The organism is Dokdonia sp. R78006, assembly GCF_042466145.1.
Classification (GTDB): Bacteria; Bacteroidota; Bacteroidia; order Flavobacteriales; family Flavobacteriaceae; genus Dokdonia.
Genome location: NZ_JAXHBU010000001.1, coordinates 1685128 through 1712036, shown reverse-complemented (window position 1 = coordinate 1712036; position 26909 = coordinate 1685128). Strand labels below are relative to the sequence as shown.

25 protein-coding genes are annotated in these 26909 nt (G+C 37.8%); 17 read left to right on the top strand and 8 right to left on the bottom strand.

What is annotated here, in order from left to right:
* The first annotated feature begins 3 nt into the window (after positions 1–3).
* The 15 genes from SJY37_RS07680 (at position 4) to SJY37_RS07610 (ending at position 14734) form a co-directional block, all read left to right on the top strand.
* Positions 4–3219, top strand: coding sequence for a SusC/RagA family TonB-linked outer membrane protein (locus SJY37_RS07680; RefSeq protein ID WP_298329918.1), 3216 nt, complete (start codon positions 4–6; stop codon positions 3217–3219).
* A gap of 34 nt (positions 3220–3253) precedes the next feature.
* Complete coding sequence (locus tag SJY37_RS07675; protein WP_298329921.1) at positions 3254–4693, top strand: SusD/RagB family nutrient-binding outer membrane lipoprotein; 1440 nt, start codon at positions 3254–3256, stop codon at positions 4691–4693.
* Positions 4694–4807: 114 nt separating this feature from the next.
* The gene (locus SJY37_RS07670) at positions 4808–6142 is read left to right on the top strand and encodes a sodium:solute symporter (RefSeq protein WP_298329925.1); all 1335 of its coding nucleotides are present in this window, start codon (positions 4808–4810) and stop codon (positions 6140–6142) included.
* A complete protein-coding gene (locus SJY37_RS07665; RefSeq protein WP_298329928.1) occupies positions 6127–6954 on the top strand; it encodes a metallophosphoesterase in 828 nt (275 codons plus the stop codon). Before SJY37_RS07670 ends, SJY37_RS07665 begins: the two co-directional genes overlap by 16 nt.
* A gap of 3 nt (positions 6955–6957) precedes the next feature.
* On the top strand, positions 6958–7452 hold the full coding sequence (locus SJY37_RS07660; protein WP_379952950.1) for a rhodanese-like domain-containing protein: 495 nt from the start codon (positions 6958–6960) through the stop codon (positions 7450–7452).
* Positions 7453–7644 carry a hypothetical protein gene (locus SJY37_RS07655; protein ID WP_013750126.1) on the top strand — a complete coding sequence of 64 codons (192 nt, stop codon included), beginning with the start codon at positions 7453–7455 and terminating at the stop codon, positions 7642–7644.
* Positions 7644–7823 (top strand): hypothetical protein, encoded by a 180-nt coding sequence (locus SJY37_RS07650; protein WP_021778161.1) that lies wholly within the window; start codon positions 7644–7646, stop codon positions 7821–7823. The genes SJY37_RS07655 and SJY37_RS07650 overlap by 1 nt, the downstream gene beginning before the upstream one ends.
* Positions 7823–8425: a TIGR04282 family arsenosugar biosynthesis glycosyltransferase gene (locus SJY37_RS07645; protein WP_298329944.1), complete on the top strand. Its 603-nt coding sequence runs from the start codon at positions 7823–7825 to the stop codon at positions 8423–8425. The genes SJY37_RS07650 and SJY37_RS07645 overlap by 1 nt, the downstream gene beginning before the upstream one ends.
* Before the next feature lie 33 nt (positions 8426–8458).
* Positions 8459–9271: a purine-nucleoside phosphorylase gene (locus tag SJY37_RS07640; RefSeq protein WP_298329947.1), complete on the top strand. Its 813-nt coding sequence runs from the start codon at positions 8459–8461 to the stop codon at positions 9269–9271.
* Between the two features lie 81 nt (positions 9272–9352).
* The gene (gene arsM, locus SJY37_RS07635; protein WP_298329950.1) at positions 9353–10321 is read left to right on the top strand and encodes an arsenosugar biosynthesis arsenite methyltransferase ArsM; all 969 of its coding nucleotides are present in this window, start codon (positions 9353–9355) and stop codon (positions 10319–10321) included.
* Positions 10322–10450: 129 nt separating this feature from the next.
* Entirely contained in the window at positions 10451–11341 is an 891-nt protein-coding gene (locus tag SJY37_RS07630) for a sterol desaturase family protein (RefSeq protein ID WP_298329953.1), read from the top strand.
* 49 nt (positions 11342–11390) lie between these two features.
* Positions 11391–12290 (top strand): DUF547 domain-containing protein, encoded by a 900-nt coding sequence (locus SJY37_RS07625; RefSeq protein ID WP_298329956.1) that lies wholly within the window; start codon positions 11391–11393, stop codon positions 12288–12290.
* Positions 12291–12381: 91 nt separating this feature from the next.
* Positions 12382–13182, top strand: coding sequence for a DUF547 domain-containing protein (locus SJY37_RS07620; protein WP_298329959.1), 801 nt, complete (start codon positions 12382–12384; stop codon positions 13180–13182).
* Positions 13183–13235: 53 nt separating this feature from the next.
* Positions 13236–13946 carry a TIGR04283 family arsenosugar biosynthesis glycosyltransferase gene (locus tag SJY37_RS07615; RefSeq protein ID WP_298329962.1) on the top strand — a complete coding sequence of 237 codons (711 nt, stop codon included), beginning with the start codon at positions 13236–13238 and terminating at the stop codon, positions 13944–13946.
* 188 nt (positions 13947–14134) lie between these two features.
* On the top strand, positions 14135–14734 hold the full coding sequence (locus tag SJY37_RS07610) for a nitroreductase family protein (RefSeq protein ID WP_298329964.1): 600 nt from the start codon (positions 14135–14137) through the stop codon (positions 14732–14734).
* A gap of 90 nt (positions 14735–14824) precedes the next feature.
* Here the strand turns inward: SJY37_RS07610 and SJY37_RS07605 are convergent, their stop codons facing one another.
* The 3 genes from SJY37_RS07605 to SJY37_RS07595 form a co-directional block, all read right to left on the bottom strand.
* Positions 14825–15586 carry a head GIN domain-containing protein gene (locus tag SJY37_RS07605; RefSeq protein WP_298329966.1) on the bottom strand — a complete coding sequence of 254 codons (762 nt, stop codon included), beginning with the start codon at positions 15584–15586 and terminating at the stop codon, positions 14825–14827.
* A gap of 2 nt (positions 15587–15588) precedes the next feature.
* Positions 15589–16695 (bottom strand): acyloxyacyl hydrolase, encoded by a 1107-nt coding sequence (locus SJY37_RS07600; RefSeq protein WP_298329968.1) that lies wholly within the window; start codon positions 16693–16695, stop codon positions 15589–15591.
* 222 nt (positions 16696–16917) lie between these two features.
* Positions 16918–17073, bottom strand: a complete 156-nt coding sequence (locus tag SJY37_RS07595; protein ID WP_013750138.1) for a YqaE/Pmp3 family membrane protein — start codon at positions 17071–17073, stop codon at positions 16918–16920.
* Positions 17074–17298: 225 nt separating this feature from the next.
* Here SJY37_RS07595 and SJY37_RS07590 point away from each other — a divergent pair, with 225 nt between their 5' ends.
* Positions 17299–19485, top strand: a complete 2187-nt coding sequence (locus tag SJY37_RS07590; protein WP_298329972.1) for an ATP-binding protein — start codon at positions 17299–17301, stop codon at positions 19483–19485.
* A gap of 17 nt (positions 19486–19502) precedes the next feature.
* On the opposite strand, the gene SJY37_RS07585 is transcribed toward SJY37_RS07590, so the two are convergent.
* The 5 genes from SJY37_RS07585 to SJY37_RS07565 form a co-directional block, all read right to left on the bottom strand.
* Positions 19503–20762 (bottom strand): outer membrane protein assembly factor, encoded by a 1260-nt coding sequence (locus SJY37_RS07585; protein ID WP_379952949.1) that lies wholly within the window; start codon positions 20760–20762, stop codon positions 19503–19505.
* Between the two features lie 62 nt (positions 20763–20824).
* Positions 20825–22084 carry a POTRA domain-containing protein gene (locus SJY37_RS07580; protein WP_298329978.1) on the bottom strand — a complete coding sequence of 420 codons (1260 nt, stop codon included), beginning with the start codon at positions 22082–22084 and terminating at the stop codon, positions 20825–20827.
* Between the two features lie 96 nt (positions 22085–22180).
* Positions 22181–23191: a glycoside hydrolase family 113 gene (locus tag SJY37_RS07575; protein WP_298329981.1), complete on the bottom strand. Its 1011-nt coding sequence runs from the start codon at positions 23189–23191 to the stop codon at positions 22181–22183.
* Between the two features lie 219 nt (positions 23192–23410).
* On the bottom strand, positions 23411–24301 hold the full coding sequence (locus SJY37_RS07570; RefSeq protein WP_298329984.1) for a hypothetical protein: 891 nt from the start codon (positions 24299–24301) through the stop codon (positions 23411–23413).
* A gap of 185 nt (positions 24302–24486) precedes the next feature.
* A complete protein-coding gene (locus SJY37_RS07565; protein ID WP_298329986.1) occupies positions 24487–25209 on the bottom strand; it encodes a DUF547 domain-containing protein in 723 nt (240 codons plus the stop codon).
* A 357-nt stretch (positions 25210–25566) separates the two neighbouring features.
* Between SJY37_RS07565 and SJY37_RS07560 the strand changes: the two genes are divergently transcribed.
* Positions 25567–26907, top strand: a complete 1341-nt coding sequence (locus tag SJY37_RS07560) for an NAD(P)/FAD-dependent oxidoreductase (RefSeq protein ID WP_298329988.1) — start codon at positions 25567–25569, stop codon at positions 26905–26907.
* Positions 26908–26909: the final 2 nt, after the last annotated feature.

Below are 26909 nucleotides of genomic sequence, written 5' to 3'. Positions count from 1 at the left end.
CAGATGAAATCATTTTATCTTAGTATGCTCTTGCTTTTTACAGCAAGTTTGTATGCTCAAACTACCGTTACCGGAACCGTTACAAGCGCAGAAGATAACACTACAATACCATTTGTAAATGTCCTTGTAGAAGGCACAAACCAAGGAACCATTACAGACGAAAATGGTGCTTACTCCATTACCATACCTACGGATGCATCCGTTTTAAAATTCTCTTCGCTCGGTTATAGCTCACAATTAATCACTGTAGCTGGCAGAACTCAAATAGACGTTGCACTAAGCATCTCCCAGGAGGGACTTGACGAAGTCGTTGTAACTGCTCTAGGTGTAAAACGTAACACAAGAGAACTAGGATATACAGTACAAACCATAAATGCAAAAGATATAGACGAGGTAAAGTCTGTAAACTTTCTGGACAACCTTTCTGGTAAGCTTGCGGGAGTTACCATCACACAAGGCGCAACAGGAGTAGGATCTTCATCACGCATAAGCATACGTGGGGAAGCTTCTTTTTCTAATAATAATCCGTTGTTTGTGGTAGATGGTGTACCTATTAATAACAACACTGTTTTTAACTTCACAAATGAAGCAGCCGCAGGTTTCCAAGAAGTAGATTTTGGGAACGGCGCAATGGAAGTAAATCCAGATGACATTGCTTCTGTTTCTGTACTTAAAGGTCCAAGTGCTGCTGCATTATACGGTACGCGTGCATCAAACGGAGTCATTGTTATTGAGACTAAAGATGGTAGCAAGAAAAAAGGATTAGGCATAAGTATTAACTCTTCTATCTTTTTTGACAGTGCTTTCCAACTTCCAGATTTTCAAAACGAGTACGGACAAGGACAAGGTGGAGTTTTTGAATATGTAGATGGTCTTGGAGCAGGAATCTCAGATAACATTACGTACTCTTGGGGACCTAGACTTGATGCAGGAAATTTAATTCCGCAGTTTGATAGTCCGGTGACGCTTCCAGATGGGACGATTGTACGTGGTGGAGATACAGCTTTATACAATGGACTTGCCATCACTCCTACCGAATTTAGGTCAAACCCAGATAACCTAAAAGACTTTTATGAAACTGGTGTAACCACCATAAATAATGTATCTGTCTCTAGCGGATTTGATAAAGGTGATTTCCGTATATCGTTTACAGACCTACGCAGTGAGTCTATCATCCCTGGTGTGAACTTAGATAGACAAACCATCGCGACTAAACTCAACTTTAAGCCAACAGACAAAACTAAAATCAAGGCGAGCATTAGCTATGTGAATTCTGGAAGCGACAACCGCCCATCAAACGGATACGGAAGTGAGAATGTAAATTACTCACTCGTAGCCTGGGGACCTCGTTCTCTTAATATAGACAGCCTCCGTGATTACTGGCAGCCAGGTTTAGAAGGTGTGCAGCAGTACTCTTTTAACTACACTTTCTTTGACAATCCGTTTTTTATCTTACAAGAAAACAGGAACTCTTTTAACCGTGACCGTGTTTTTGGTAACATAGCCCTTACACAAACACTCGCCAAAAATCTTGACCTCACTATTCGCACAGGGATGGACTACAGTAGTGAGAAACGACAGTTTTTAAGAAACTTTAGTTCTAACCGTTTCCAGAATGGTGGCTATGCAGAGCACGATGTTTTTTATCGTGAGATCAATACAGACTTCTTACTTAACTATGATAACAAGTTTGGCGATTTCTCGCTAGATGTAAGCCTTGGTGGTAATCGTTTATCTCAAGTGGCTTCTACAAAACAGGTGCAAACTACAAACCTTGCACAACCAGGCATCTTTAACCTTAATAATGCCGCATCACCTATAGAAGCATTCCAATTTGAATCTGAAAAGCGTATCAACTCATTTTACGGAGTGGCAAAACTGGGTTACAAGAATTTCTTATACCTAGACGTTACAGGACGTAATGACTGGTCTAGTGCACTTGCAACACCTTTTAGTGCAGATAACACTTCGTTTTTCTATCCTTCGGCTAGTTTGAGTTTTATAGGATCTAATGTGTGGGAACTTCCAGAAGCGATAAGCTACTTGCAATTAAGAGCAAGTGTTGCGCAGGTGGGTAATGACACTAATCCTTTCCAAACTTCTGGGGCATTTATCGCACAAACTCCTTTTGAAGGACAACCTACTTTTAGCGCACAAAACTTCATCCCTAATGCAAACCTTAAACCAGAGCAAACTACATCGTACGAGATAGGTACAGATATACGTTTCTTTAAAGACAGGTTTAATGTAGATTTCACGTACTACAACGCCCTTACTAAAGATCAGATTATCTCTTTGCCTATTGCTATTTCCTCAGGCTTTAATCAGCAGGTGGTAAATGGTGGTGAGGTACGCACTTCGGGTATCGAGGTCATTGCAGGCATCACTCCTATCGTAAATGAAAACTTTAGATGGAACACGACCTTTAACTTCAGCACCAATAAATCTGTAGTTGAAAGTCTACCACAATCTGACGGTCGTCTTACGCTTGCCTTTAGTCGTATTTATGACAGCGCAAACCAAACCGTATTTTTTCAAGTAGAAGAAGGCGGGGAAGTTGGCGATATTTATGGAACAGGTTACCTACGTAATGACGATGGCGATTTTATCATTGATGATAATGGTCGCTTTATCGCAGATAACAACCTCAAGAAAATAGGAAACTACACAGCAGATTTCAACCTAGGCTGGAACAATGATTTCCGTTACAAGCAATGGAGTGCTTCTTTCTTATTTGACTGGCGTCAAGGTGGAGATATTGTCTCAAGAACGCGAGCGCTAGGTAATGTAGGAGGCCAACTAGCAGAAACTGCTTTCCGCCCGGAAGAGGGAATTATTGCGCAAGGAGTTGTAAACACAGGCACTGCGGCAAATCCAAATTTTGTTCCAAACACCACGGCAGTTTCGGCAGAGAGCTACTACCGTCAGTTTTATGACCGCAACCACGAAGAAAACAACATTTATGACGCATCATTCTTAAAACTTCGTCAGTTTTCGATAGGATATTCTTTCAAGCTTAAAGACGGATTTATCGGTCTTAAAGAAGGTGTAGACGTAAACCTATCACTTATAGGGCGCAATCTTTTTGCCATCACAGAAAATCCACATTTTGACCCTGAGCAACTCGCAGTGCAGGGACAAGGATTTGTGAGCGGAGTAGAAGATTTGAGCTATGCTACAACAAGAAGCTTCGGATTTAAGGCAGGATTTAACTTTTAACGCTTTCGCGAAAGCGTAACATAAAACATTACAAATGAAACAATTTTTATACATCACTTCCCTCCTGCTTTTACTCGGAATGAGCAGTTGCACAGAAGATTTTGAAGAAATAAATACCAACCCAAATGATCCCGTAAGCGTGCAACCTAGCTTGTTATTGCGACAAGTTATTTATGACTACGGAGAGCAAATGAGTTACGAAGGTTTTGTGGCTGGAGATTTACTCTCGCAGCACAGAACTGCTCTTGACTTTAACCTCTTTGATCGTCACGCCTTAAAATCACCTCAGCTAGGCGGAAATCCTTGGCCTATATTTTATACGAATTTAAGAGACAATGAGATTATCTTACAGCAGGCGCAAACTAATTTGACCTTTGCTGTATATGAAGGGCCTGCACTTATCCTCAAGGCGTATATGGCGGCTGGACTTACAGATCTTTTTGGCGATGTTCCTTACTCAGAAGCATTTAACGGAATAGATGGAACGGTAACACCAGCTTATGAAACGCAGGAGGCTATATATACAGGTGCAGATGGCATTCTAGCAAATCTAGATGCGGGAATTGCTGCTATAGAAGCTTATGAAGATGTGATCCCGCTAGAAGGAGATATTCTTTATGGTGGTGATTTACAAGCTTGGGTACGCTTTGCAAACAGTCTTAAAATAAAACATCTTTTACGTATCTCAGATCGTGTAGATGTAAGTGCAGATTTACAAGCGCTGGTTAATGAGGATAACTTTATAACTAGTAATAGTGATAATGCTGTTTTTAACTTTAGCAACACAGAGCCTAATAGTTTTAGACTTGCACAATTACGTGTGGGTGACTTTAACAACTTCGTACTTTCTGAAACAATGGAAACCATTCTTGTAGACCTTGAAGACACGAGGCTTAATACGTTTTTTAGACCAGCATCAAATACTGATGATTTTAACGGACTTATAAACGGAATAGATGCAACCTCAACGGCTGCCGTGCTAGGAGATTTATCACTTGCAGGCACAGCTTTTAGAGAAGATACTTCTGTATTAGATGCCAATTTTATGACGGCTTGGGAAACTTCGCTAGCTCTAGCCGAAGCTGCCCAGCGCGGACTTATCACCGCAGATGCGCAGGCACTTTATGAAAACGGCGTGACACTCGCTTTTGAATACTGGCAAACACCATTGCCAGCAGATTATCTCACAATCAATGCTGCTTTCAATAGTGCAGATAGTTCGCCGCTAGAACAAATACTTACTCAGAAATGGATTGCAAACATCATAAACGGCTATGAAGGTTGGATAGAATATAGACGTACCGGTTTTCCTGAGTTTATGGATGTGCAAGCAAGTCTTAACGACGGTTTAATTCCCGTACGTATGCCTTACCCATCTGAAGAAGAAGCGCTCAATGCAGATAATTACCAGACAGCATTTGATGCCACAGATGGCAATAGCCTTAATGTGCGCGTGTGGTGGGATGTAGATTAAGGAATTGCGGGAGGGTACTGCGGACATCTCCCCTAGCCCCTCTTCAAAGAGGGGAACACAAGAACCAAGCTTTTGCAAAGCAAAAGCGATTACAACTAGTTAAGTAATTACTATATGAATGTAGAAATCTGGCAATGGGGATTAATTATAGCATCGAGTGTGTTGATGTTTGTGCTGTCCCCGCTTGCCAAAAGTCCTGATGAGTTTTTTAAGGCTACGCATCGTAAGAAGTCTCCTAATGTATGGATGCTTACGGGTAGTCTCATTATCTCATGGATTTTTGCAAAGAGTATAACCAATGCTGCTAACCTAGGCCTGAGTTTTGGGATTGTAGGTGGTGTGGCTTATGCGGGTTATTACCTCTCCTTTGCCGTGGCTGGTATTATTATCTACCAGATGCGCCTGCAAGGTGGATTTACAAGTATACATCAGTTTCTGACTACTCGATTTGGAAAAGGAGCGATGCGCTTATTTTCTGTGCTCATTGCCATTCGGCTTTTTAATGAGGTGTGGAGTAACACGATGGTTATAGGTTCTTATTTTGGAGAAATGGGAAGCACTCCTTACTATTGGGCGATTCTTGTATTTACCATACTCACCCTGGCATATGCACTCAAGGGCGGGTTGAGCAGTTCTATATTTACAGATGTGATACAAATGGGATTATTTTCCGTACTGCTATGTGTGATTTTATGGAGTATATTTTCGGTAGATGATTTTAGTGTGAAGGAGGTTGCGACTTCTGGAACGTGGAGTTTTGATCTTGGTCTTAATTTACTTTTTGCAGCCTTGTTACAGTCATTTTCATATCCCTTTCACGATCCAGTATTGACAGACAGAGCTTTTTTAAGTTCGCCTAAGGTTACCCTACGTAGCTTTTTAATCGCCTCGGTATTGGGAGCAGCTTGTATTATCTTGTTTAGTGTTATAGGTGTGTATGCCCAGTCACAAGGAATGGCAGGCCAAGCCGCAGTAGAAGTTGGTAAAGCTTTTGGTGTAGTCATATTGTTAGTCATCAACTTTATTATGATTACCTCGGCGGCATCTACGCTAGATAGTACATTCTCCTCATTTTCAAAATTACTTTCAGTCGATTTAAATTTGGGTAAAAATCTTTCGTTTGGGAGATTATCTATGGCTGTAATTGCCATATTGGGAACCATTCCCGTATTTCTTAATGCAGAGATTTTAAGCGCCACGACCATATCTGGAACAATGGTAATTGGACTAACCCCAGTATTTTTATTTTGGCGAAAGCCAGCCCCAAAAATTAGTTATTACTTGAGTGTAGTAACTGGTATCGTTTTTGGCTTCATATTAGTTTTTGATGCCTTACCACTATCATTACAATTTACAACAGGATCTTATGCTGCGTTACTCTGGACAAACGTCTGGGGCATCACAGCCTGCACCATATTATACCTCATACCACGATGGATAAAAAGATAAAAAACATAGGCAAGCTCACTGGCAAAGTACTCCTTTATGGCGGTGTGTATAGCAATCTACAAGCGCTAGAAAAACTAAAATCTATTGCAGAGCAGCAAGGGATTGCACCAGAAAATTGCATATGCACTGGAGACATCGTGGGATATTGTGCGCAACCAGAAGAAACCGTACAACTCTATAAAATATGGGGAACACACGGTATTGCAGGTAATGTAGAAAAACAACTGAGTGAGGGCGCAGAAGATTGTGGGTGTGACTTTAGAGAAGGATCGCGTTGTGATGGTTTTAGCCAGCTGTGGTATCCTTATGCACAAAGCAAACTCTCTAAGAATTCGCTAGACACCATCGAGGCGCTTCCAGACCATATTACATTTACCTACGCTGGTAAAAAGGTGACGGTTGTACACGGCTCATATAATCATATTTCTGAATTTATATTTAAATATACGCCTTGGGAAATAAAAGGTTCAAATTTTGATACAACCCAAAGTGATGTGATTATTGCGGGACATTGCGGCTTGCCTTTTCATACGGAGCAAGAAGATAAACTCTGGCTCAACCCTGGCGTGATCGGGATGCCAGCAAATGATGGCTCTACCGAGGTCTGGTATGCCATTCTAGATGACACTTCTGGCAATCTTAGCTATGAACATCATACCTTTGCATATAATTACAAGCTTACGAGCCAGTTAATGCAAAACGGCTTACTGCCAGAAGAGTATGCGCGTACCATCGTAACTGGCATCTGGGACAACACAGAAATACTACCACCTGTAGAGAGTGGCTTACAAGGATTTGGTATAAAACTATAAGACGTGAATACTAAGAATATCGCTTACATATTACTTCTATTAGTTTCGGCAGTTTCATTTGGACAGTCGGATATGGATGTGCTCTTAAAACAGTACAACACGCGCTCTGTTCCTTATATTTCTGTGCAAGAACTCAAGATGGAAATGAAAGATTACCTCATACTTGATACCCGCAAAAAGGAAGAATTTGAGGTAAGCCATATCCCTGGAGCGGTGTGGGTTTCTGAGAAGGTGAATGATAGTATTTACGCTTTCGCGAAAGCAAAAAAAGATCAACCCATCATCGTTTATTGCTCCGTAGGCATACGCTCTGAAGACTTTGGCGAGCGACTGAAGAAGAAAGGGTTTACAAATGTCAAAAATCTATACGGAAGCATATTTGCTTGGAAAGATGAAGGCTACGAAATTCAAAACAAGAAAAAACAACCAACCGACTCTGTTCACGTATTTTCCAAAGTTTGGGGAAAGTATTTAAAAACAGGACATAAAGTTTACTAAATGAATAAATATATACCACTCATTTTTATAGGACTCACCATAGGAGGATTTGCTTTACTGGCTTATCATCTTACTAACGAGACATCCACTTGGAAAGACTACCTCTCTAGTATTCTTATTATTATTGCAAATATTGGGATGTTTATAGCCATTAAAAAAAGTGACCAGTGGACAAAAAAAGATGATGAGTAATGACTAGAAAGAAAATCATTCTCATATTTATCATACTCCTTATCCTATTACTCATACTTACTGTAAGCAAGCTAAATTTTGAGAACCTAGGTTGGTCTATTAATGCGAGTATATACCAGCAGCTCATCACGATGGCGCTTATGTTTTTGTACCTCGTATATAATTATAGAAAGCAATAATGAAAAAAAACATAGTACTCATATTCACCAGAAATCCAGAACTAGGCAAAGTAAAAAGCAGACTAGCCAAAGGTGTAGGTCAAGAAAACGCTCTTGAGATTTACAAGAAGCTCTTGTCACACACCAAGGACGTAGTAAGCACTTTAAATTGTACTAAGCGCGTAGGCTACTCTGTGAAGGTGCGCGATAATGATATGTGGGATAATGCTATTTTTGAAAAATTCCAGCAAGAAGGTGAAGATCTAGGAGTGCGTATGTATAATGCATTTGAAAAGGCCTTTGCAGATGGGTATGACAATGTACTCATTGTAGGCAGTGACCTTTATGACTTGCGTGCTTCTCACATAAATGAGGCTTTTGACGCGCTACACTCTAATGATGCAGTAATAGGCCCAGCCCAAGATGGTGGTTATTATTTATTAGGCATGAGTAAGCTTATAAAAGAAGTGTTTTACAACAAAGAATGGGGTGGAGATACCGTATTTAAAAGCACTATGGATAATCTAGCAACGTTAAAAACACACCAACTAGAAACGCTTAACGATATAGACTTTGCCGAAGATTTAAAGCCATATGCTGAGTTTGCTCAGTATTTACAATAACAAGAGAATTTAATACGTTTAAAAAAACATATTATGGAAAAATACATCATAGAAACAGCAGATTACTTAAAAAGCAAAGGCTTTGAAAATCCTGAAGTAGGTATCATTTTAGGTACTGGTCTTGGGCAACTCATTGATCGTGTTGAGATAGAACACACTGCGAGTTATAATCATATCCCTAATTTTCCAACGGCAACGGTAGAGTTCCACACCGGTAAATTAATTTACGGTACGCTAGAAGGCAAAAAGGTTATTATTATGCAAGGTCGTTTTCACGTGTATGAAGGCTACTCACTTACAGATGTAACCTACCCAGTACGTGTGATGCACGCTTTAGGCATCAAGCACCTATTAGTATCTAATGCTTCTGGAGCGATTAACCTTGATTTCAAAAAAGGAGAATTAATGCTCATAGATGATCACATTAATCTACAAGGAGGATCACCGCTAGCTTTTAAAGGAGTAGAAAAAATGGGAGAGCGCTTTGTAGATATGAGCGCACCTTATGATGCTGCTATGAACAATACGCTACGCACTATTGCAAAAGATAATGGCATAAACTTACACGAAGGAGTATATGCATCTGTAGTAGGCCCACAGCTAGAAACTAGAGCAGAATATCGTTACTTAAAAATCATAGGAGCAGATGCTGTAGGAATGAGTACTGTGCCAGAAATTATCGTAGCAAATCATTTGAATCTACCTGTTGTGGCAGTTTCTGTACTTACAGATGAGTGTGACCCAGATAATCTTAAGCCGGTAAATATTCCAGAAATAATTGCAATGGCTGGTAAGGCAGAGCCCGAGATGATTACGCTCTTTACAGGATTGCTAAAATCTTTGTAAAGTACGCTTTCGCGAAAGCGGAATCTAAACCAAAAGATATCATCATTACATACAAACTACTATCTATTTAAACAACGAGTTATGAGTTACCTTAATGCTACAAATGATCTTTATAAAGAAGCGGCACTTACACCAGATGTAGGACTGTGCTGTACTACAAATCCTATTTGGGAATTACCTGGATTAAAGATCCCAAAGATTATGCAAGAGATGAATTACGGTTGCGGAAGCACTGTAAACGCTCGTGATCTTACTAATGAGCCTAAGATGCTATATGTAGGTGTAGGTGGTGGCATGGAGCTTTTACAGTTTGCATATTTTAATCGTAATAAAGGTGGCGTAGTAGGTGTAGACGTGGTGGATGAAATGCTAGAAGCGTCTCGCAAAAACTTTATAGAAGCAGAGAAGTTAAACCCTTGGTTTAAGAGTGAATTTGTAGATCTTCAAAAAGGAGATGCCCTTAACCTTAATGTGGCAGATAACTCAATAGACGTAGCAGCACAAAATTGCCTCTTCAACATCTTTAAAGCCGAAGATTTAAAACGCGCCATTGCAGAGATGTATCGCGTGCTTAAACCTCACGGTAAACTTGTAATGAGCGACCCTACTTGTGAGCAGGAAATGAATGAGGAGCTACGGAATGATGATCGTTTACGTGCGCTTTGTCTTTCTGGAAGTCTACCCATAGCCGAGTATGTAAAAGCACTTACAGATGCTGGTTTTGGAACCATAGAGATAAGAGCTCGTAAACCATATAGAATACTTAATCCTGAGGCGTATCCTACAGATGAGCTCATATATATTGAGTCTATTGAAGTAGCAGCAATCAAAGATCCTATGCCAGCAGATGGACCTTGTATTTTCACAGGAAAAGCTGCTATTTATTATGGTGAGGATAATCACTTTGATGATAAGCTAGGACACATACTTCTTAAAAATCAGCCGCTGGCTATTTGTGATAAGACAGCAGGAGCACTTGCTGCTTTAGGTCGTGATGATATATTTATAAGTGAGTCTACATACCATTATGATGGTGGTGGATGTTGCTAAGCGTATCCTTATAAATAAGCACCCTTGTAAGTATTCAAATCTATTGAAACCTTGTAAGGATAATACAAAAGGCACAACTAAGGTTGTGCCTTTTGATTTTTGTAAATTTGTTATTATCACCAATATAATATGCGCAAATACTTAGATACTTTCTTACAATCTTACTCCGACTATTGGAGTTATTTTAAGCGCGAGATTTTCTTTGAGAATAACTGGGATAATTATTTCTGGGGATTAATCATTGTATCTCTTGTAGTATGGGGGTTAGAAATTGCATTTCCGTGGCGTAAGAATCAGAAGATTTTTCGTGAAGATTTCTGGATGGACTTATTTTACATGTTCTTTAATTTCTTCTTCCTTAATCTCATTGTATTTATCGCACTCACAAATACCGCAGCACTCTTCTTTGATGATATTCTAGGCGTGGTAGGATTAGAATTAAGTGATTTCCAACTTTTTGATGTAGACACACTACCCTTTGGCGTAGGGTTGCTTATCTTTTTTATCATATCTGACTTTGTGCAGTGGAACACGCACAGAATACTACACAGAGTACCATTTTTATGGAATTTTCACAAAGTACATCACTCCACAAAGGAGATGGCTTTTGCAGCACAGATGCGCTATCACTGGGTAGAGCCCATTATGTATAAGTCCTTTTTATACATTCCTATTGCGATTATAGGAGGTTTTGACCTTGCATATGTGGCTATCATTCATTTTACCGCTCTTACCGTAGGTCACCTCAACCATGCAAACATAGGCTGGGATTATGGCCCGCTTAAGTATATTCTCAATAACCCGAAAATGCACATCTGGCATCACGCAAAAGAATTACCTGAGCGTGTAAAGTATGGCGTAAATTTCGGACTAACGTTGAGTGTATGGGATTACCTTTTTGGAACAAGTCATGTTCCGCATGATGGTCGTGATATCGAATTAGGGTTTGACGGAGATGAAACATTTCCAACGGACTTTGTAGGTCAAATCACCTATCCTCTTTCTGAAAAAGAAAAGTAGGTTATTGCATACGCTTTCGCGAAAGCGAACTAATCTTAGAAAAAATCTGATGCAAAAATTAACTTACTTCATACTTACAATTGCACTGCTCACTGGCTGTAGCAGTTCTAAAAATGTTACAACTACTCCCGAACCTGAGACTCCAATGGTTATTACCGAAACCCGCGTTGAAATCCCGCAAAGGGTAATTACCGAATCAGAAGAAGTAGAAACTACAATCTCCGAACCAGAGGAAGTCGTTGAAGTTGCCGTCGCAAATAATGAACCCGAAGAGGTTGTTGAAGTTGAAGTTATAGAAGAAGTTTCCAATTTTAATCATGACGCTTTTGATACACTTTTAAAGAAATACGTTTCTATAGAAGGTAATGTAAATTACAATGGTATTAAATCTAATTGGGGTAGTTTACGTGCATATATCGCTTCCCTAGGGCAATCGCTGCCTACAGCGACTTGGTCGCAAGAAGAGAAGCTATCCTACTGGATGAATGCTTACAATGCGATGACGATAGACCTTATACTACGCAACTATCCACTTGAAAGCATAAAAGATATTAAAGATCCATGGGATCAACGGTTTTGGAAATTAGGAGACAAGTGGTATAATCTCAATGAGATTGAGCATGAGATTTTACGTAAAATGGGAGATGCTCGCATACACTTCGGGATAAATTGCGCTTCTTTTTCCTGTCCGCCACTGCTTAATGAGGCATTTATACCTAGCAAGGTAGATGCACAACTAGAAATGCTTTCTCGAAAATTTATTAATGATCCTACCCGCAATACTATCACAAGTGATCGCGTAGAAGTTTCAAAGATTTTCACATGGTTTTCAAAAGACTTTAAAACAGACGGCTCTCTTATAGATTTCTTAAATCGTTATTCCACGACCTCAATTTCAGAGAATGCAAGGGTGCGTTATCGTGATTATGACTGGACATTGAATAAGTAGTAATGTTTTCACAAAACTCACTTAACTACACGTTAATGGGTGTTGGTTTTGCTTTCGCGAAAGCGATATTGTACTCTCAATAAGATATATTATGAAAAACTTCTTACGATTACTTACCCTAAGTGCCTTTGCAATCACATTGCAAAGTTGCGCTACGCTGGCTGCAGGCGGAATTACAAGTCAAGGACAGCCTACGAAACAAGTAGAAGGAACTCTAACCTCAACGACTGCAAACTCTACTGTAAATGTAGATCACTCTGCGTGGGACGAGCTTCTTAAAAAGCATGTAGACGCTAATGGAATGGTGGATTATAAAGGATTTGCCAAAGATCAAGAAGCTCTTAATGCATACTTAGATAAACTTGCGAGTCTAGACCCTAATAATGACTGGAGCGTTCAAGAATTGCTGGCTTATTACATCAATATTTACAATGCGTATACCGTAGATCAAATCCTTAAAAATCCCAATGTTACGAGCATAAAAGAAATAGACGGTGTATGGACTAAAGGAATTGTAACCGTGCAAAACCGCAAACTTTCCCTAGGAGGAATTGAGAATGGTGTGCTACGTAAGATGAACGAACCTAGAATACATTTTGCTATAAATTGCGCCTCTATTTCATGCCCACCACTATTGAGAGAAGCATATACTGCTGGAAAAATTAATGAGCAATTAGAGAAAGCCACAAAGGAGTTTATAAACAGCGACAAGAATACTATCACAGCAAATAAAGCTGAGCTATCTTCTATTTTTAAATTTTATACAAAGGACTTTTATAGAGGATCTAATGAAAGTTTAATCCCTTTCATAAATAAATACAGCACGGTAGAAGTTGAAGGTGATGCGCCTGTCAACTTTAAAGAATATAACTGGGGATTAAATAAACAATAATTGAAAACCATCTCTACTCTTTTTGCGTAGATTTGATGACCATAAATTATTTAATGAAGCCTTCTATTTCGATTGTCATACCGGTACTTAATGAATCTGAAACGATTATTAAATTACTAGCACATTTGAAAGAGAGGGCTTTTTCTTGTGATTATGTAACACAAATAATTGTAGTAGATGGAGGAAGCAAGGATGATACTTACCAGCTCGTAAGCAGCTATAGCGATCACAATCCTCAGGTCACAGTGATAAAATCTGCAAAGGGCAGAGCTAAACAAATGAACACAGGAGCAGCCATCGCAACAAGCTCAATCCTCTACTTTCTACATGCAGATTCTTACCCTCCTCAAGATTATGATAAGCATATCGTGGAGCAAGTGGTTGCTGGTAATCCTGCTGGGTGTTTTAAAATGAAATTTGACTCTAATCACTGGTGGTTAAGACTCGCTGGATGGCTTACACAATTCAAGTGGAGAGCCTGTAGAGGAGGAGATCAAAGTCAGTTTATTACCGCACAGTTATTTAAGGAGCTAGGCACTTTTGACGAGCGTTATATTATTTATGAAGATAATGACCTTATCAATAAGTTATATGCTAAGCGTAAGTTTGTAGTAATTCAAGAGTGGCTTACCACCTCTGCAAGACGCTATGATGAAAACGGTGTCTGGAAATTACAATTTCACTTTTGGAGTATTTATGTGCGTAAATGGTTTGGTGCAAGTGCAGAAGATTTACATAAGTACTATCTCAAGAAAATTTCATAACCTAAAAGTATAGTATACTACTTCATTTTATACTTTTTACTATTGGAATTTAATTCAAAACCCCAATTATCGTACTAAACGCATAAAGTTCTCTTAAAATAGTACTGTCTATTAAGCCAGTTATTGCAATGTAATATTGCGATACTTAATTTTACTCATATACCTAATATGGTTTAAAAACAATTGATATGAGTTTTATAAATGCAATGCAAGAACGTTATACTACAAAGAAGTATAACGCATCAAAAAAAATAGATAGTAAACATATAGATGAGCTTAAGGAAATACTTCGCTTAAGTCCATCTTCCATAAATAGCCAGCCATGGAAATTCACTTTTGTTTCTGACGAAGCTACCAAAGAAAAACTTTCTAAAGTATCTTGGATTAATACCGAGAAGGTAACAGATAGTGATACTGTAGTTGTTTTTAGCAGGATTAATGATCTAGCAGCTTTTGAAAAACAAATAGAAGAAGAACTACCTCAAGGTGCAGTAGATTACTATAAAGAATATCTAAAACCGTTACCAGAGCAAGAAATCAAGGCATGGTTTGACAAGCAAGTGTATTTATCGCTAGGAGTATTATTAAGCGCCTGTGCTGCAATGAACATTGATGCAACCCCAATGGAAGGTATAGAGCCAGAAAATTACGATAAGATTATAGATAACAAAGGCTACGCAACGCTAGTAGCTGTGGCAATAGGATATCGCGATGAGGATGATTTTAATCAACCTAGTAAAAAGCCAAAGTCAAGAATAGCTTTAGAAAAAGTAGTAGAAAGCATCTAAGTCACTAAGGTTGTTAAATGAGCATCATTAAAAAAGGAGTTACTTATTTAAAGTGACTCCTTTTTTAAAACCTAAACCTGAAGTATAGAACTAGTCAAAAATAACCTCGCCAGTAAAGAATGCTTCCACGTCAACTACGGGAGGTGTATTGCTTAATATTAAATCACCCGTACTTCTTAGTTCGCCGCTTATGGATAGTTGAGGAGCTATCAACACGTCGTTTGTACCTCTATGGAAAATGGTAACATTTTGCACTGCTAGATCCTGTAGTGGTAATCTACTATCACCCTCCAGCAAGTTAATATCTAAATTGGTTACGCTTCCTCGTATAAAAAAGTTAGACAAGCCATTACATTGAAGGAATACATTTTCTGAGTCTAGCTCCATATCAAAATCTCCATCTTTATGGTAAAAATCTTCCTCAATAAGATCATCAGAAACTAGTCGCAACGTATTCCAGCTTATTAAGCCATCACCTAAAACTGTACTGCCACTACTATTTCTAATCTGCCTAAGGTTAGGATGTGACACCCGTAATATAGAAGTATCATAATCCCTCACTAGATTACATGAGGCATTATTTTTTACGATGAGCGTATTATCCTCTACATACACTTCAAAATCTTCTAGCAGGTTTTCTCCAGTCTCAAGTACAACTGAGATCTCAGGAGCATCTTTTACGACTAACTGTACACGTTCAAAGACTATGATACTATCAAAGCTTGCTAGGTCATATTCCTCAGTAATTATAGAACCGCTTGTTTTAAGGCATGATAATGTATCCTCAGTATCGCATGATGCAAACCACATCATCACTGGCAACAACACTACTATTAAATATTTATTTTTCATCTTTAAAATCTATATCCTAGTCCAAATTCTACTGCCTCTGCTTTTGCGCCGTGAGCTTTAACAACCATACTTCCAGAAAAGTGATCTCCAAATTTTCTTTTGAGCCCTAATCGATTATAAAACCTTCCTTCAAAATCGTATGGATAGTACACATAGTATCCTAACTGAGAGACAAATGAAAGTTCATTGAAATGTAACTCATGACCTACAAAAACTCCAAAACGTTTCCAGTCTTCATCACCAGTAACCTCGCCCTCAGGAAAAGCTACAGACTCATAACGAATAAGCTCTTTTAAGAAATTTGCAAAAAAAGCATCTACACCTGCTGTAAAACTAGATTTATGATTTATGCGCTTATCTGCAAATGCCGTAAGGGTTAAAAATCCGTATCGTGGAGAATTATTTATATCACTTTGATTTGCACCACCACTCACTACTAGATTATAATGTATAGGCTCTGAGTATGCTGTTTTTTCTCCTAGTGGGATGTAATCCGGAAACTCATTTGCTTTTGGAAAATAATTAATCCCCGCAGTAAATGCCCATGTATTTGTGGAGTTATTAGGCGCTTTGAGGTTTGCGTTACTGTAGTGTATAATGGTAACCCCTGCGTGTACTCCTATATTTTTGAAGATATTATCCTGCTTGAAACCAAATTTAAGCATGGTACTACTCAACACAGTGGTACCGTAAGCATTATTTATAAAGTTAGTCTCTCTATCATATGGATTTGTGGCAATTGCAACTCCTTGCCCTATTCTAAACTGTAATTTACGCTTCCAGTAATAAAAGTTATAATGCGCATAAGCACTATACAATTCCCCTAGATTTTCATTTTTCATGTCTTGATACACAAAAGTGTAACCCACATCTGGAAAATTATAACGTCGCTCCCATGCTTCATACCCGTAAGTCTTTCGGTTATAGGCAAGCATTATTCCCTGCGGATGCTCTGTTATAAGATGAGATATATCTGGATTATGCTCTAAGAGCGTACCATAAAAAAAATCTGCCTCGAGGTCAAAAGGACGCACTTTTTCCTCTTGTGCATATATCGTGATGGTTAGTATACAAGAAAACGCAATTCCTAGCTGGCGCAAGTAATTCATAAGAGTCACTGGTTAGTGTTTGTGAACTTACGAAAATTTGAACGTGCAGGTTTGCTTTTTATTCTAATTATCTAATAATGGAAAACCTAAATGGGATGGATAGTTACGCTTTCGCGAAAGCGTAGTATAAATAAATACTTTATTAGTCAATTTATAGAGAGGAACTGCTATAAAAAAAAAGGGATGCACTTTCATGCATCCCTACTATATGTTGATATTCAATTATTTACTATTAACATAAAAGGCATGTATTATACCTGGAATTATACCTAGAATTGTAAGGATAATATTTATGATTAAATCCTTACCTACGCCTTTGTTTAAAGCAACCGCAAGTGGTGGAAATATGATATTTAAAATGATGGTTAGAATTGACATTGTTTTTGGTTTTAGTTAGTCACAAATATATCGAGCATCAGTGTTTGAGAACGTTAAGTCATTATTAATTGAGATAGTCTTAACTAAGTAATCTTATTTTTGTAGGATTTTTCTTAACATTTATATCAAATCACACGATTAAATACCATTTTTATTAATGTTTTGTATATTGCTGGACATTAAACCACTGAAATGAAGAGAATTACTTTTTTTTTAATCCTAATTATGTCTAGTTCTATAGGAACTGCACAGATTGACAGCTTGAAAATAAAAGAAAGATTACAGCGTCTCATGGACTCTTCGGCCACCTATTACGAGGCTAATAACTATAGTAAATCGCTCGAGCTTAATGTTAGAATCATTGAAGAGGCAAAAAAAATAAATGATACTGGTTATTTACAAAGTGGCTTTAGATATCTAGGGTATGACTATTTGATTTTACTAGATACCATACAAGCTAGAGAAAGCTTTGAGCGATCTCAAGAGTACGCTAGCCTCGCACAAGATAGTCTAGGGCTAGGTCTGACCTATATGGATCTTGCAAATCTTTATGGTTACTCTGAGTCCTCAATGGAAAAAGCTCTTCAATACCATGACAAGTCTATTATAGTATTCAGAAAATTAAAAGATTCATTTAACTTAAGTAATGCTTATCTAAACGCTGTACTTACGCTACAAGAACATGAGCGATTTGATAAATCATTAAAGTACCTAACGAAGGCAGATCAACTTAAAGACCACCTATCAAATGGGCTAAAAGCAAACCTTGAAAATCAATGGGCCATTTACTATTTACATGAGAAAAATTACAAGAAAGTAGATTATCATTTATCAAGGATTTTTAAAGACACCTTGTTACAGTCTTCTAGCTTTGAACTTGCAGATAGCTACCTCAGTTATAGTTTGAGCCTTTATGGTCAAAAAAGGTACAAGGAAGCTTATGAGTATGGAGTGAAATATCAAAATTTATATGAGGAAACTACAGAAGAATATCAGAATGAGGAATCTCAAAAAATAGCAGCAAACTTTCAAGTAGCCGAATACAAAAAGAATATTGAGAGAAATGAATTAAAAAACAGGCTTCAGGCAGAAATCGTAAGAAGCCAAATAAACTGGAATAAATTTCTAATTGTTGTTACCGCATCAAGTATTCTGCTCTTAATCCTACTCTATAGAATGTATAGAAGTAAGAAAGATTATGTAAAAAGCCTGACTGAAAAGAACATAGAATATCTTACGGCAAAGAATGAATCTGAGGAGTCTACAAAAGCTAAGACGGCCTTTTTCTCAACGGTGAGCCATGAGTTAAGAACTCCTCTCTATGGTGTTATAGGGCTCAGTACTATCCTCATGGATGATCCAAAATTAAAATCTCATCAACAAGATCTTAAGTCTCTCAAATTCTCGGCAGACTACCTGCTTGCGCTCATAAATGATGTACTACAAATCAATAAAATTGATTCAAATACAGTTATAGAAAATAATGAAGTTTTTAATACAAGAGATTTTATTAAGAACATCGTCTCTTCTTTTGAATACATGCGCCAGCAAAACAAGAACAACATTCATATTAACATTGATGACAACGTTCCAGAGTTTGTAAAGGGTGATGCTACTAGGCTTTCTCAAATACTAATGAACTTAGTGGGGAATGCATGTAAGTTTACAGAAAATGGGGACATCTATATATTACTTGAAGCGTCTGGTCTTAATGATCAAAAGGCTAGTATTCACTTTACAATTCAAGATACGGGTATAGGGATTCCAGAAGAAAAACAACAAAGTATATTTGATGAATTTTCTCAAGTAAGCTCAAGACACTACACATATCAAGGTACTGGATTAGGACTGCCTATTGTACAAAAGCTACTAGCACTTTCTGGAGCTGAAATACACTTATCAAGTAAGGTGGGAAAAGGTTCTACATTTTTCTTTACGCTAGACTTTGAGATGTCAAATGAATCATTAATTGTGGATCCCATAGTTATTATAGATGACAAACAACTCAAAAATAAACGCATCCTTATTGTAGATGATAACCGTATCAATCAAATAGTGACAAAGAAAATACTACAGAAACTAGAAGTTACTTGCAGCATTGCAAATAATGGTCATGAAGCTGTAGAATGCGCTAGAGATAATGAATATGATCTTATCCTTATGGATATTAATATGCCTGTAAAAGACGGATTAGAAGCTACTAAAGAGATTAGACTCTTTGATAAAAAAATCCCTATTATAGCGCTTACAGCTGTAGAGGTAAAGGAAATGCGTTATAAAATCTACAACGCTGGACTTACAGATATTATCGTAAAGCCATATGATATCACTCTTTTTAAGCGTACTATCTTGCGCAATTTACAGCATTTAAATACTGGACAACCTACTGCTACTAGTCAGCTACAGGTTTAATAGTAATTCACTCTTGATTAAAAGTATTGCCCTACTCCAAATACGAATCCGCTAGTGGAGTTTGGGGTTATTCCATATCCATAATCAATCCTAAAAGTTGCATTAAAAATCTTTTTGTGAGTAAAACGCAATCCTAGTCCGGGATACACTCTAAGGTTTTGATCATCTCCAAAATCATCAAAATCTCCACCTGGATTTCTCCAAGATCCTGCATCTACAAACACATTACCTTGTAATACAAATGATTCTTTATCAACCAGTGTATGTCTATACTCTGTGTTTATCACAATTACTCCTGTGCCACGATCTATCGTATTCCCTACTCCTCTTATATTTAAATTGTTATCTACAGAAAATGGTGCAAATGGTGAGTCTGCATTAGATGCTAGACCTACTCGTAATCTGTTTGCCCAATTACCCTTATCACCTACTCTAGTATAATATTGAAAGTCATTCCACCAGATTGTAAAATCGGGTAATCTGCGATCATTTGCCATCACATGCTGCACATTAAATGTGCTCCTAAAACCAGATATATACTGGTAATAGTAATCTAGTGCGTTATATTCATAGATACCTTTTAAAAGAATCTTATCTACATTAAATTCTTGAGGAACCCCTGCAGAAGTCGCACCAGCTAGGTATTCATATTTTTCATTAAATAAATTTACACCTGCCTCTACCCGATGCTTAAAGTTTATGGCATATAATCCTAATATTTCAAAAGAGGTGTTACTGTACTTATAATCTGCGGTACCTTCGTCTAGAAAAACAGGTTCTTGTGTAGTTAATCGCTGCGCATTTATCGCAACTCCTAGCTTATTATTAAATAAAAATGGAGCTCTAAGGTTCACCCCATAAGAATTAAAAATATCTCGTTGATAAAATCCTCCAAAGGCTATATTTCTCCCTAAGGTATTGAACTCGTATAGACCTATTCTAAAGGCAAATTCATCATCATTTGTAGTATAGACATTGAGCTGAGGGTTTATCGTTATATTCTCTTCAATATAATAGCGAACTTCATAATTATCATAAGAAGGAATCACTTGATAATATGCGTGCCGTACTGCTGGTAGTCTTTTGAGTCTTATAATATCTACCTCTAGTAATGTAGAATCTAAAGGACTATCTACACGCAAATCACTAATTAATTTAATAAAAGAGGTCTTAAGTTTTTTATTGCCATGAATGGTAAAATCCTCCACAATGCCTTCTTGCGCATTACTCATAGAGCAATACAGCATGAGTAGAATGTATAACCAAAAGTATTTCATGTACGATAGGATTTACTATGCTTTATAATTAGATTATCTCATAATCTACAAATTCTCTTACATTAAAAATACTGCCCTATCCCGAATACAAGTCCGCGATTTTGAGTAGCTCCCAGTCCTACTCCATAGTCCAACCTAATGACAGCGTTGAAGATACGTTTATGTATAAAGCGCACTCCAAGACCAGAGTACAGCTCCACATTATTAATACTCGCTAGATTATCAAAACCCTCTCTAGGACTTCGTATTGATCCAGCATCTACAAAAGCATTTCCTTGAAGTACAAACCAGTCCTTTTCTATAAGCGTGTGTCTGTATTCTGTATTTACAAAAACAAAGGATGTCCCTCTATCAATATCATTACCTGCTCCTCTAAGATTAAACTGATTATCAACCGTAAAAGGAGCAAACTCAGATTCATTATAAGAAGCATACCCTAGCTGTAGTCTACTTGCCCAGTTCCCCTTTGTTCCTATTTTTTTAAAATACTCTGTTGCATTTTGTGCTACAAGCCCTTCTTCTAAGAGACCATCACCGCCTAAAACATAACGCACATCAAGAAGGTTACGCACTCCCTCTACATATTGATACGTGATGTTTAAAAAATTAGTCTCATACTCTCCGCGTAGAGATACTTTATTTGCATCAAGTCCAGCTGGCAGTACACTTTGCACCTCCGTATCATCAATGTCGTAAGACTCTTTCAACACTCTCACTCCTAACTCTGCCTTGTTGTGAAAATCTATTTCATACAAACCATAAATCTCTGCACCTACATCATCTTTCTTGTAGTTTATAGGAGTTTCATCGAGGTAAATAGGTTCAAAAGTCACATTTTTAATATAGTTGACACCTAACCCTAATTTATTAGTAATTAAGAAAGGTGCTTCCCAGTAAGCTCCATAAGAGTCAAAAACATCCCGCTGATAAAAGCCACCAAGTATCTGACTTTGACCAAGAAAATTAAATTCGAATGCGCTTACGCGAAAAGCAAAACTACCATCGTTTGCCTCAGAGATGCGCAAACCTGGAATAATGGTAAAGTTTTCGACAATCTTATAGGTGAGTTTGTACGTGCTGTCTGTAAGTTTAGTTTGAACAACGGTTGCATTTGCAATGGCTGGTAGTCTATTTAAACGCTCAATATCTGTTGCGACTTTAATAGAGTCATATGCCGTTTGTGATTTTACTTTAATAAGCCTTCTCAATAAAGATTCATCTACACGTTTTAACCCTTCAAAAGTGATTTCTTCTATAATAGGTTCTTGTGAAAAAAGAAATGAAGTCATCAACAGCGCGCAGACGAGGGAGAAATATTTCATAAAGGCAATAGCTATATTAAAAACGTTGGTCGAAAGTAATGCACAATCATTGCGCAACACGCCATTATTTACTTAAATAAATGATGAGCATCTTATTTAATACTTACCATAATGCTGTCTTATTACAGCTTCGGCTGGTTTATTTTGGGGTGTAAACTGGTTGTTTTCTGGACCTCCTACCTCATCATGTTTTATGAACCACTTCCATATAAATCCTCCTGCCATCCACTCTTCATCCCATACTGTATCAAAGAGAGCTTGCGTCGCTTGTGCCTGTCCTTTAAGATTTACGGTGGTCATAGATCTATCTGCCTTCCAAGGTTCTTTGCCTGTATAATCTACAGAGCGGTACCCAAATTCTGTGAAAATCACTTTGCGGTTTTGCGCTTTCGCGAAAGCGGACATCTCCTCCTTCCATCGTTGCCATCCCGCTGTAACACACTCCACAGATGGCGTTTGATCATCACAAACAGGAAAATAAGCATCAATACCTATGTAGTCTAGTTGGCTCCAAAATGGGGTTTTCTTATACTCATCCCAGTTTGCAGCATACGTAAGTTTACCATTGTACACCTTTCTTATATCAATAATAAGTTGCGTCCAAAAATCTGGTCTGTTTGTTACAAATTGTTCTAACTCTGTACCTATGCAAAAGATGGTTGCTCCTTCTTCTTGAGCTAGTGTGGCATAATCAATTATAAAGTTGCGGTATGAATCTTCTAGTGCTTCCCACTCTGCTTCTGTCTCCATTTTAAGGTATCCTGTAAACTCACCATTACGTATCCATATCTGTGGTTTTACCATCACCTCAATACCTGCTTTATGAAGTTCTGACACATAGTTGCGACCTCCTTCTCTGGTCTCACCATACCACTGCCTGTCTGTATTGTATATAATTTGTGGTATATCTTTTTGTGGCACAAACCCAAACGGCATTACCGCAGCATAGTTTGCATTTACGAGTTGTACAGGGCTTACATGAGTGCTATCTACAGGATTACGATTTGCAACAAAACTCACCCCATTAATTTTCTTTTCTTCTGTTTTTTGAGCGGTACATGCTTGTAGACAAATCAATAAAAAGAAACATCCTATAATATTTTTCATCTACTTATTTTTTTGATTTAAAGATATGTGTTTATGATTAAAATTTGAAAAGCATATGAGCTATAAGAGAAGATCTCAAAAACAATAAGACCCTAAGAGCTGGGTAACTCTCAAGGTCTATCATAGTGTGCTGTATACTCATTGTAGTTAACGTATATGAATATACATTGCACTCGTAAAGAGCTTAGATTAGGGGAACCTAAGCGCTCTAGCTATATGTTAAAAAACGGCTCTCAACCCTAGGTTAAAAGTCTGCCCTAATCCAGTATCGTTTCCTCTTACAAAGTTTGTATACAATGCCTCAAGGTTGAGGGCGTCTGTAAGTTGATATTTTGCCCCACCACCTACAGCTGTAAAGTCTTGCGAGAATTCGTTTCCTAGGTCAAGAAGTTGTGAGTGCTGTACAAGGCCTAATACTGTAAATTTCGAACTTGGGAAATAACTTAAAAACAATCCAGGAGTAAGACGCAAACTATCATTTGCAAAACTATCCTCATCATCTCCAAAGTTGAGCTCAGAATTCAAATCTGCAAATAGTTGCCAGTCTCCTCCTGCAAAAGTATGATCAAAGAAAAATCTGTTTTGCCATGTAAATCCTTTTTGATCAAGAAAAACACCTTCTTCTGTCTCATTATCTACTAGAGGAATAAAAAACGAACTCTGGATAGAGAAGTTATTTACTTTACTAAATGGAACAAACTTTACAGATGGTGCTATAGATGTAAGACCGCTACGAGCAGTGCCTCGCTCACCATCAAATTTAAATACATCAAAGGCATCACGACCGCCTATAGTGCTAGATCTTGCCTCTAGTATTAATCCTACGTTTACTCTATTATTATTTGAAACACCGGTATACACTTCAAGTGTTGATGTGAAGAAATTATTTCTTGGGATATCACGATCCTCACCATTCTCTCCAAAGGTATCTTTAGTCTCTGTGTACAGATTATTAAACCATTTGATGTCAAATTGCCCTTTTGAGATAAGTTTAGAAGGTGTGAGTGTCTGTATTACAGAGCCTCCTTCTTCAAGGTTTTCTGTATTATCTTGTGCAAAAGAAGTTGCTGCAATAAGCATTAAAGCGACTAGTAGGATTGTTTTTTTCATTGTAGTTGTTTTTAATTATTTATTTGTGCGTCACACACCAGACGGCTAGGGTTTAATACTATCTGGTGAGAACGGCTTTTAAGACAATAATTATCTACCCCGACTAGTGTCGAGTAGTTTTAGCAGGTAAATTTTAATGGAGTTATAGCAAGTAATATATACCAGCTCTAATGTACTAGAAACTATTATTTAGTATCATTAAGTGTCCAGTCATAAGAGTAGTATGACAGCTTTGCATCACTAGAAATAGCCTCTTTGCGGTATTTATTTAAAAAATCTATCTCTGTACCATTGCGTACAAAGTCTTCTTTATACCATTCAAATATTTGAGAAATCTGCACCTTATTTCCTTTCACTTTAATGAAGTTAGGATTATTTACAGCAAGCGTAGTCTGGCGTTGTAATTGTGATTTTAATTTGGCTGGTGTATATGCCTCATTGATGATAGGTGGACATCCTAGTCCTGCACATACTAGCACAAAGTGAAAACGAGGTTCACCTGGAAATTGTGCTCTTAACTTCTTATTTTCTATATCGTTTAAAGTGATATTTGTCCCGCCTAACTTGAAGGTGTTTTTATCAAAGAAACCTTTTATAGATAGTGGTTGCTTTACTGGATACTTCTCTGTGATTCCTTTTATTACTGCTAGATTGTATGCGTTAATCCAAAACGATTGATACGTTGCCGTATCAGATGTGCTTGCAGATATAGATGCTGCATTTTCTAATAGCTCATCTAGCGCTTGCGGGTTTGCCTTTACAGCGGCATAGTTAACTAAACCGTTTTTTACGTTTGCCTTAAAGAAAGTATCTGCATCAGAAAAAAATGATGCAGTATCTTGAGCTTGGATATGCACACTTGACAAGGTGATTACGAGAAGTAGTGCGAGGTTGGTAATTGATTTCATAAGTAAACTTTTTTCTGCACAATGGGTCGAGCTCAAATAGAGAGACTTACAACTAGACCATTAAAAATTTAAAATAATCAATTCAACACGCTTCATAATCAAGACTATAATTTCCTTACAGCACTCTCTTCATTTAGATAAATTCTAAATAGACAGCATCACATTAAGTTTGTTATCTTTAAAACGACCCAAGGATATGTTATCTCATAGAAACAAGTTTTAAAATGCTTGTTTAGACTACTATATATTTTGCTTTCGCGAAAGGGTAACAAAAAGATTTTTTCGCGAAAGCGAGATAACAACAACCATTCATTTTTTAGTTTTTACTTAGGTGAAAATCATATAAAACCAACCTCTATGGAAGAACACATCGTCATTATAGGTAACGGTATTTCTGGCGTAACCACCGCGAGACACATCCGCAAAGCTTCTGACAAAAAGATCACCATCATTTCTGCCGAAACGGATCACTTCTTTTCTCGTACGGCACTCATGTATATCTATATGGGACACATGAAATATGAACATACAAAACCGTATGAAGATTATTTCTGGAAGAAAAACCGCATTGATCTTAAACGCGCTTTCGTAGAGACTGTAGATCATGAAAACAAACAATTACTACTTTCTAGTGGTGAAAAAATGAGTTATGATAAGCTAGTGCTTGCCGTGGGATCTACTCCTAATAAATTTGGCTGGCCCGGTCAAGATCTCGAGGGTGTACAAGGGTTGTATTCAAAACAAGATTTAGATAAACTAGAAGCAAATGCTCCAGATAACAAAACGTGTAAACGTGCTGTGGTAGTAGGTGGAGGTCTTATAGGTATTGAGATGGTAGAGATGTTACTCACTCGTGACATCCCTGTGACTTTTTTAGTTCGTGAGAATAACTTCTGGAACGGAGTGCTCCCTATAGGTGAAAGCCAGATGCTCAATCGTCACATAAAAAGCCATCACGTAGATTTACGATTAGGTTTTAATCTAGACAGTATTCTAGCAGATGATCATGGTAAAGTACGCGCTGTAACTATAAAAGAGACTGGCGAAGAGATTGCTTGTAACGTTGTAGGTCTTACCGCTGGTGTGTCTCCTAATGTGGCTTTCTTAAAAGATAGCGGTATTGAGCTAGGACGAGGTATCAAGGTCAATCCTATGCTAGAGACTAATATAAAAGATATTTATGCCATAGGTGATTGTGCAGAGCAGCACGAGGGTATAAACGGCCGTCGTCCTATAGAGGCTGTCTGGTATACGGGCAGAATGATGGGCGAGGCACTTGCTCAGACACTTACTGGAAAACCTACAGCATATAACCCGGGACACTGGTTTAATAGTGCTAAGTTTATGGATATAGAGTACCAGACCTACGGATGGGTGTTCTCAAAACCTAAAGAAGGTAATATCCACTTCCACTGGATGCATAAGGATGATAATAAATGTATCACTATCGAGATGCAAGAAGGTACTCGCAAGTTTATAGGAATAAATAATTTTGGGATTCGCCTACGTCACGAACTATTTGACCGCTGGCTTACCGAGGGTCAAACTACAGACTATGTACTAGAGCATCTTAAGGATGCAAACTTTGACCCAGAGCTCTACACTCATTACGAAAAAGAAATCCTAGCTGAGTATAACAAACAATACGGAACCTCTCTCGCTCCTAAGAAAAAGAGCTGGAAAAGAATCTTTGCATAACC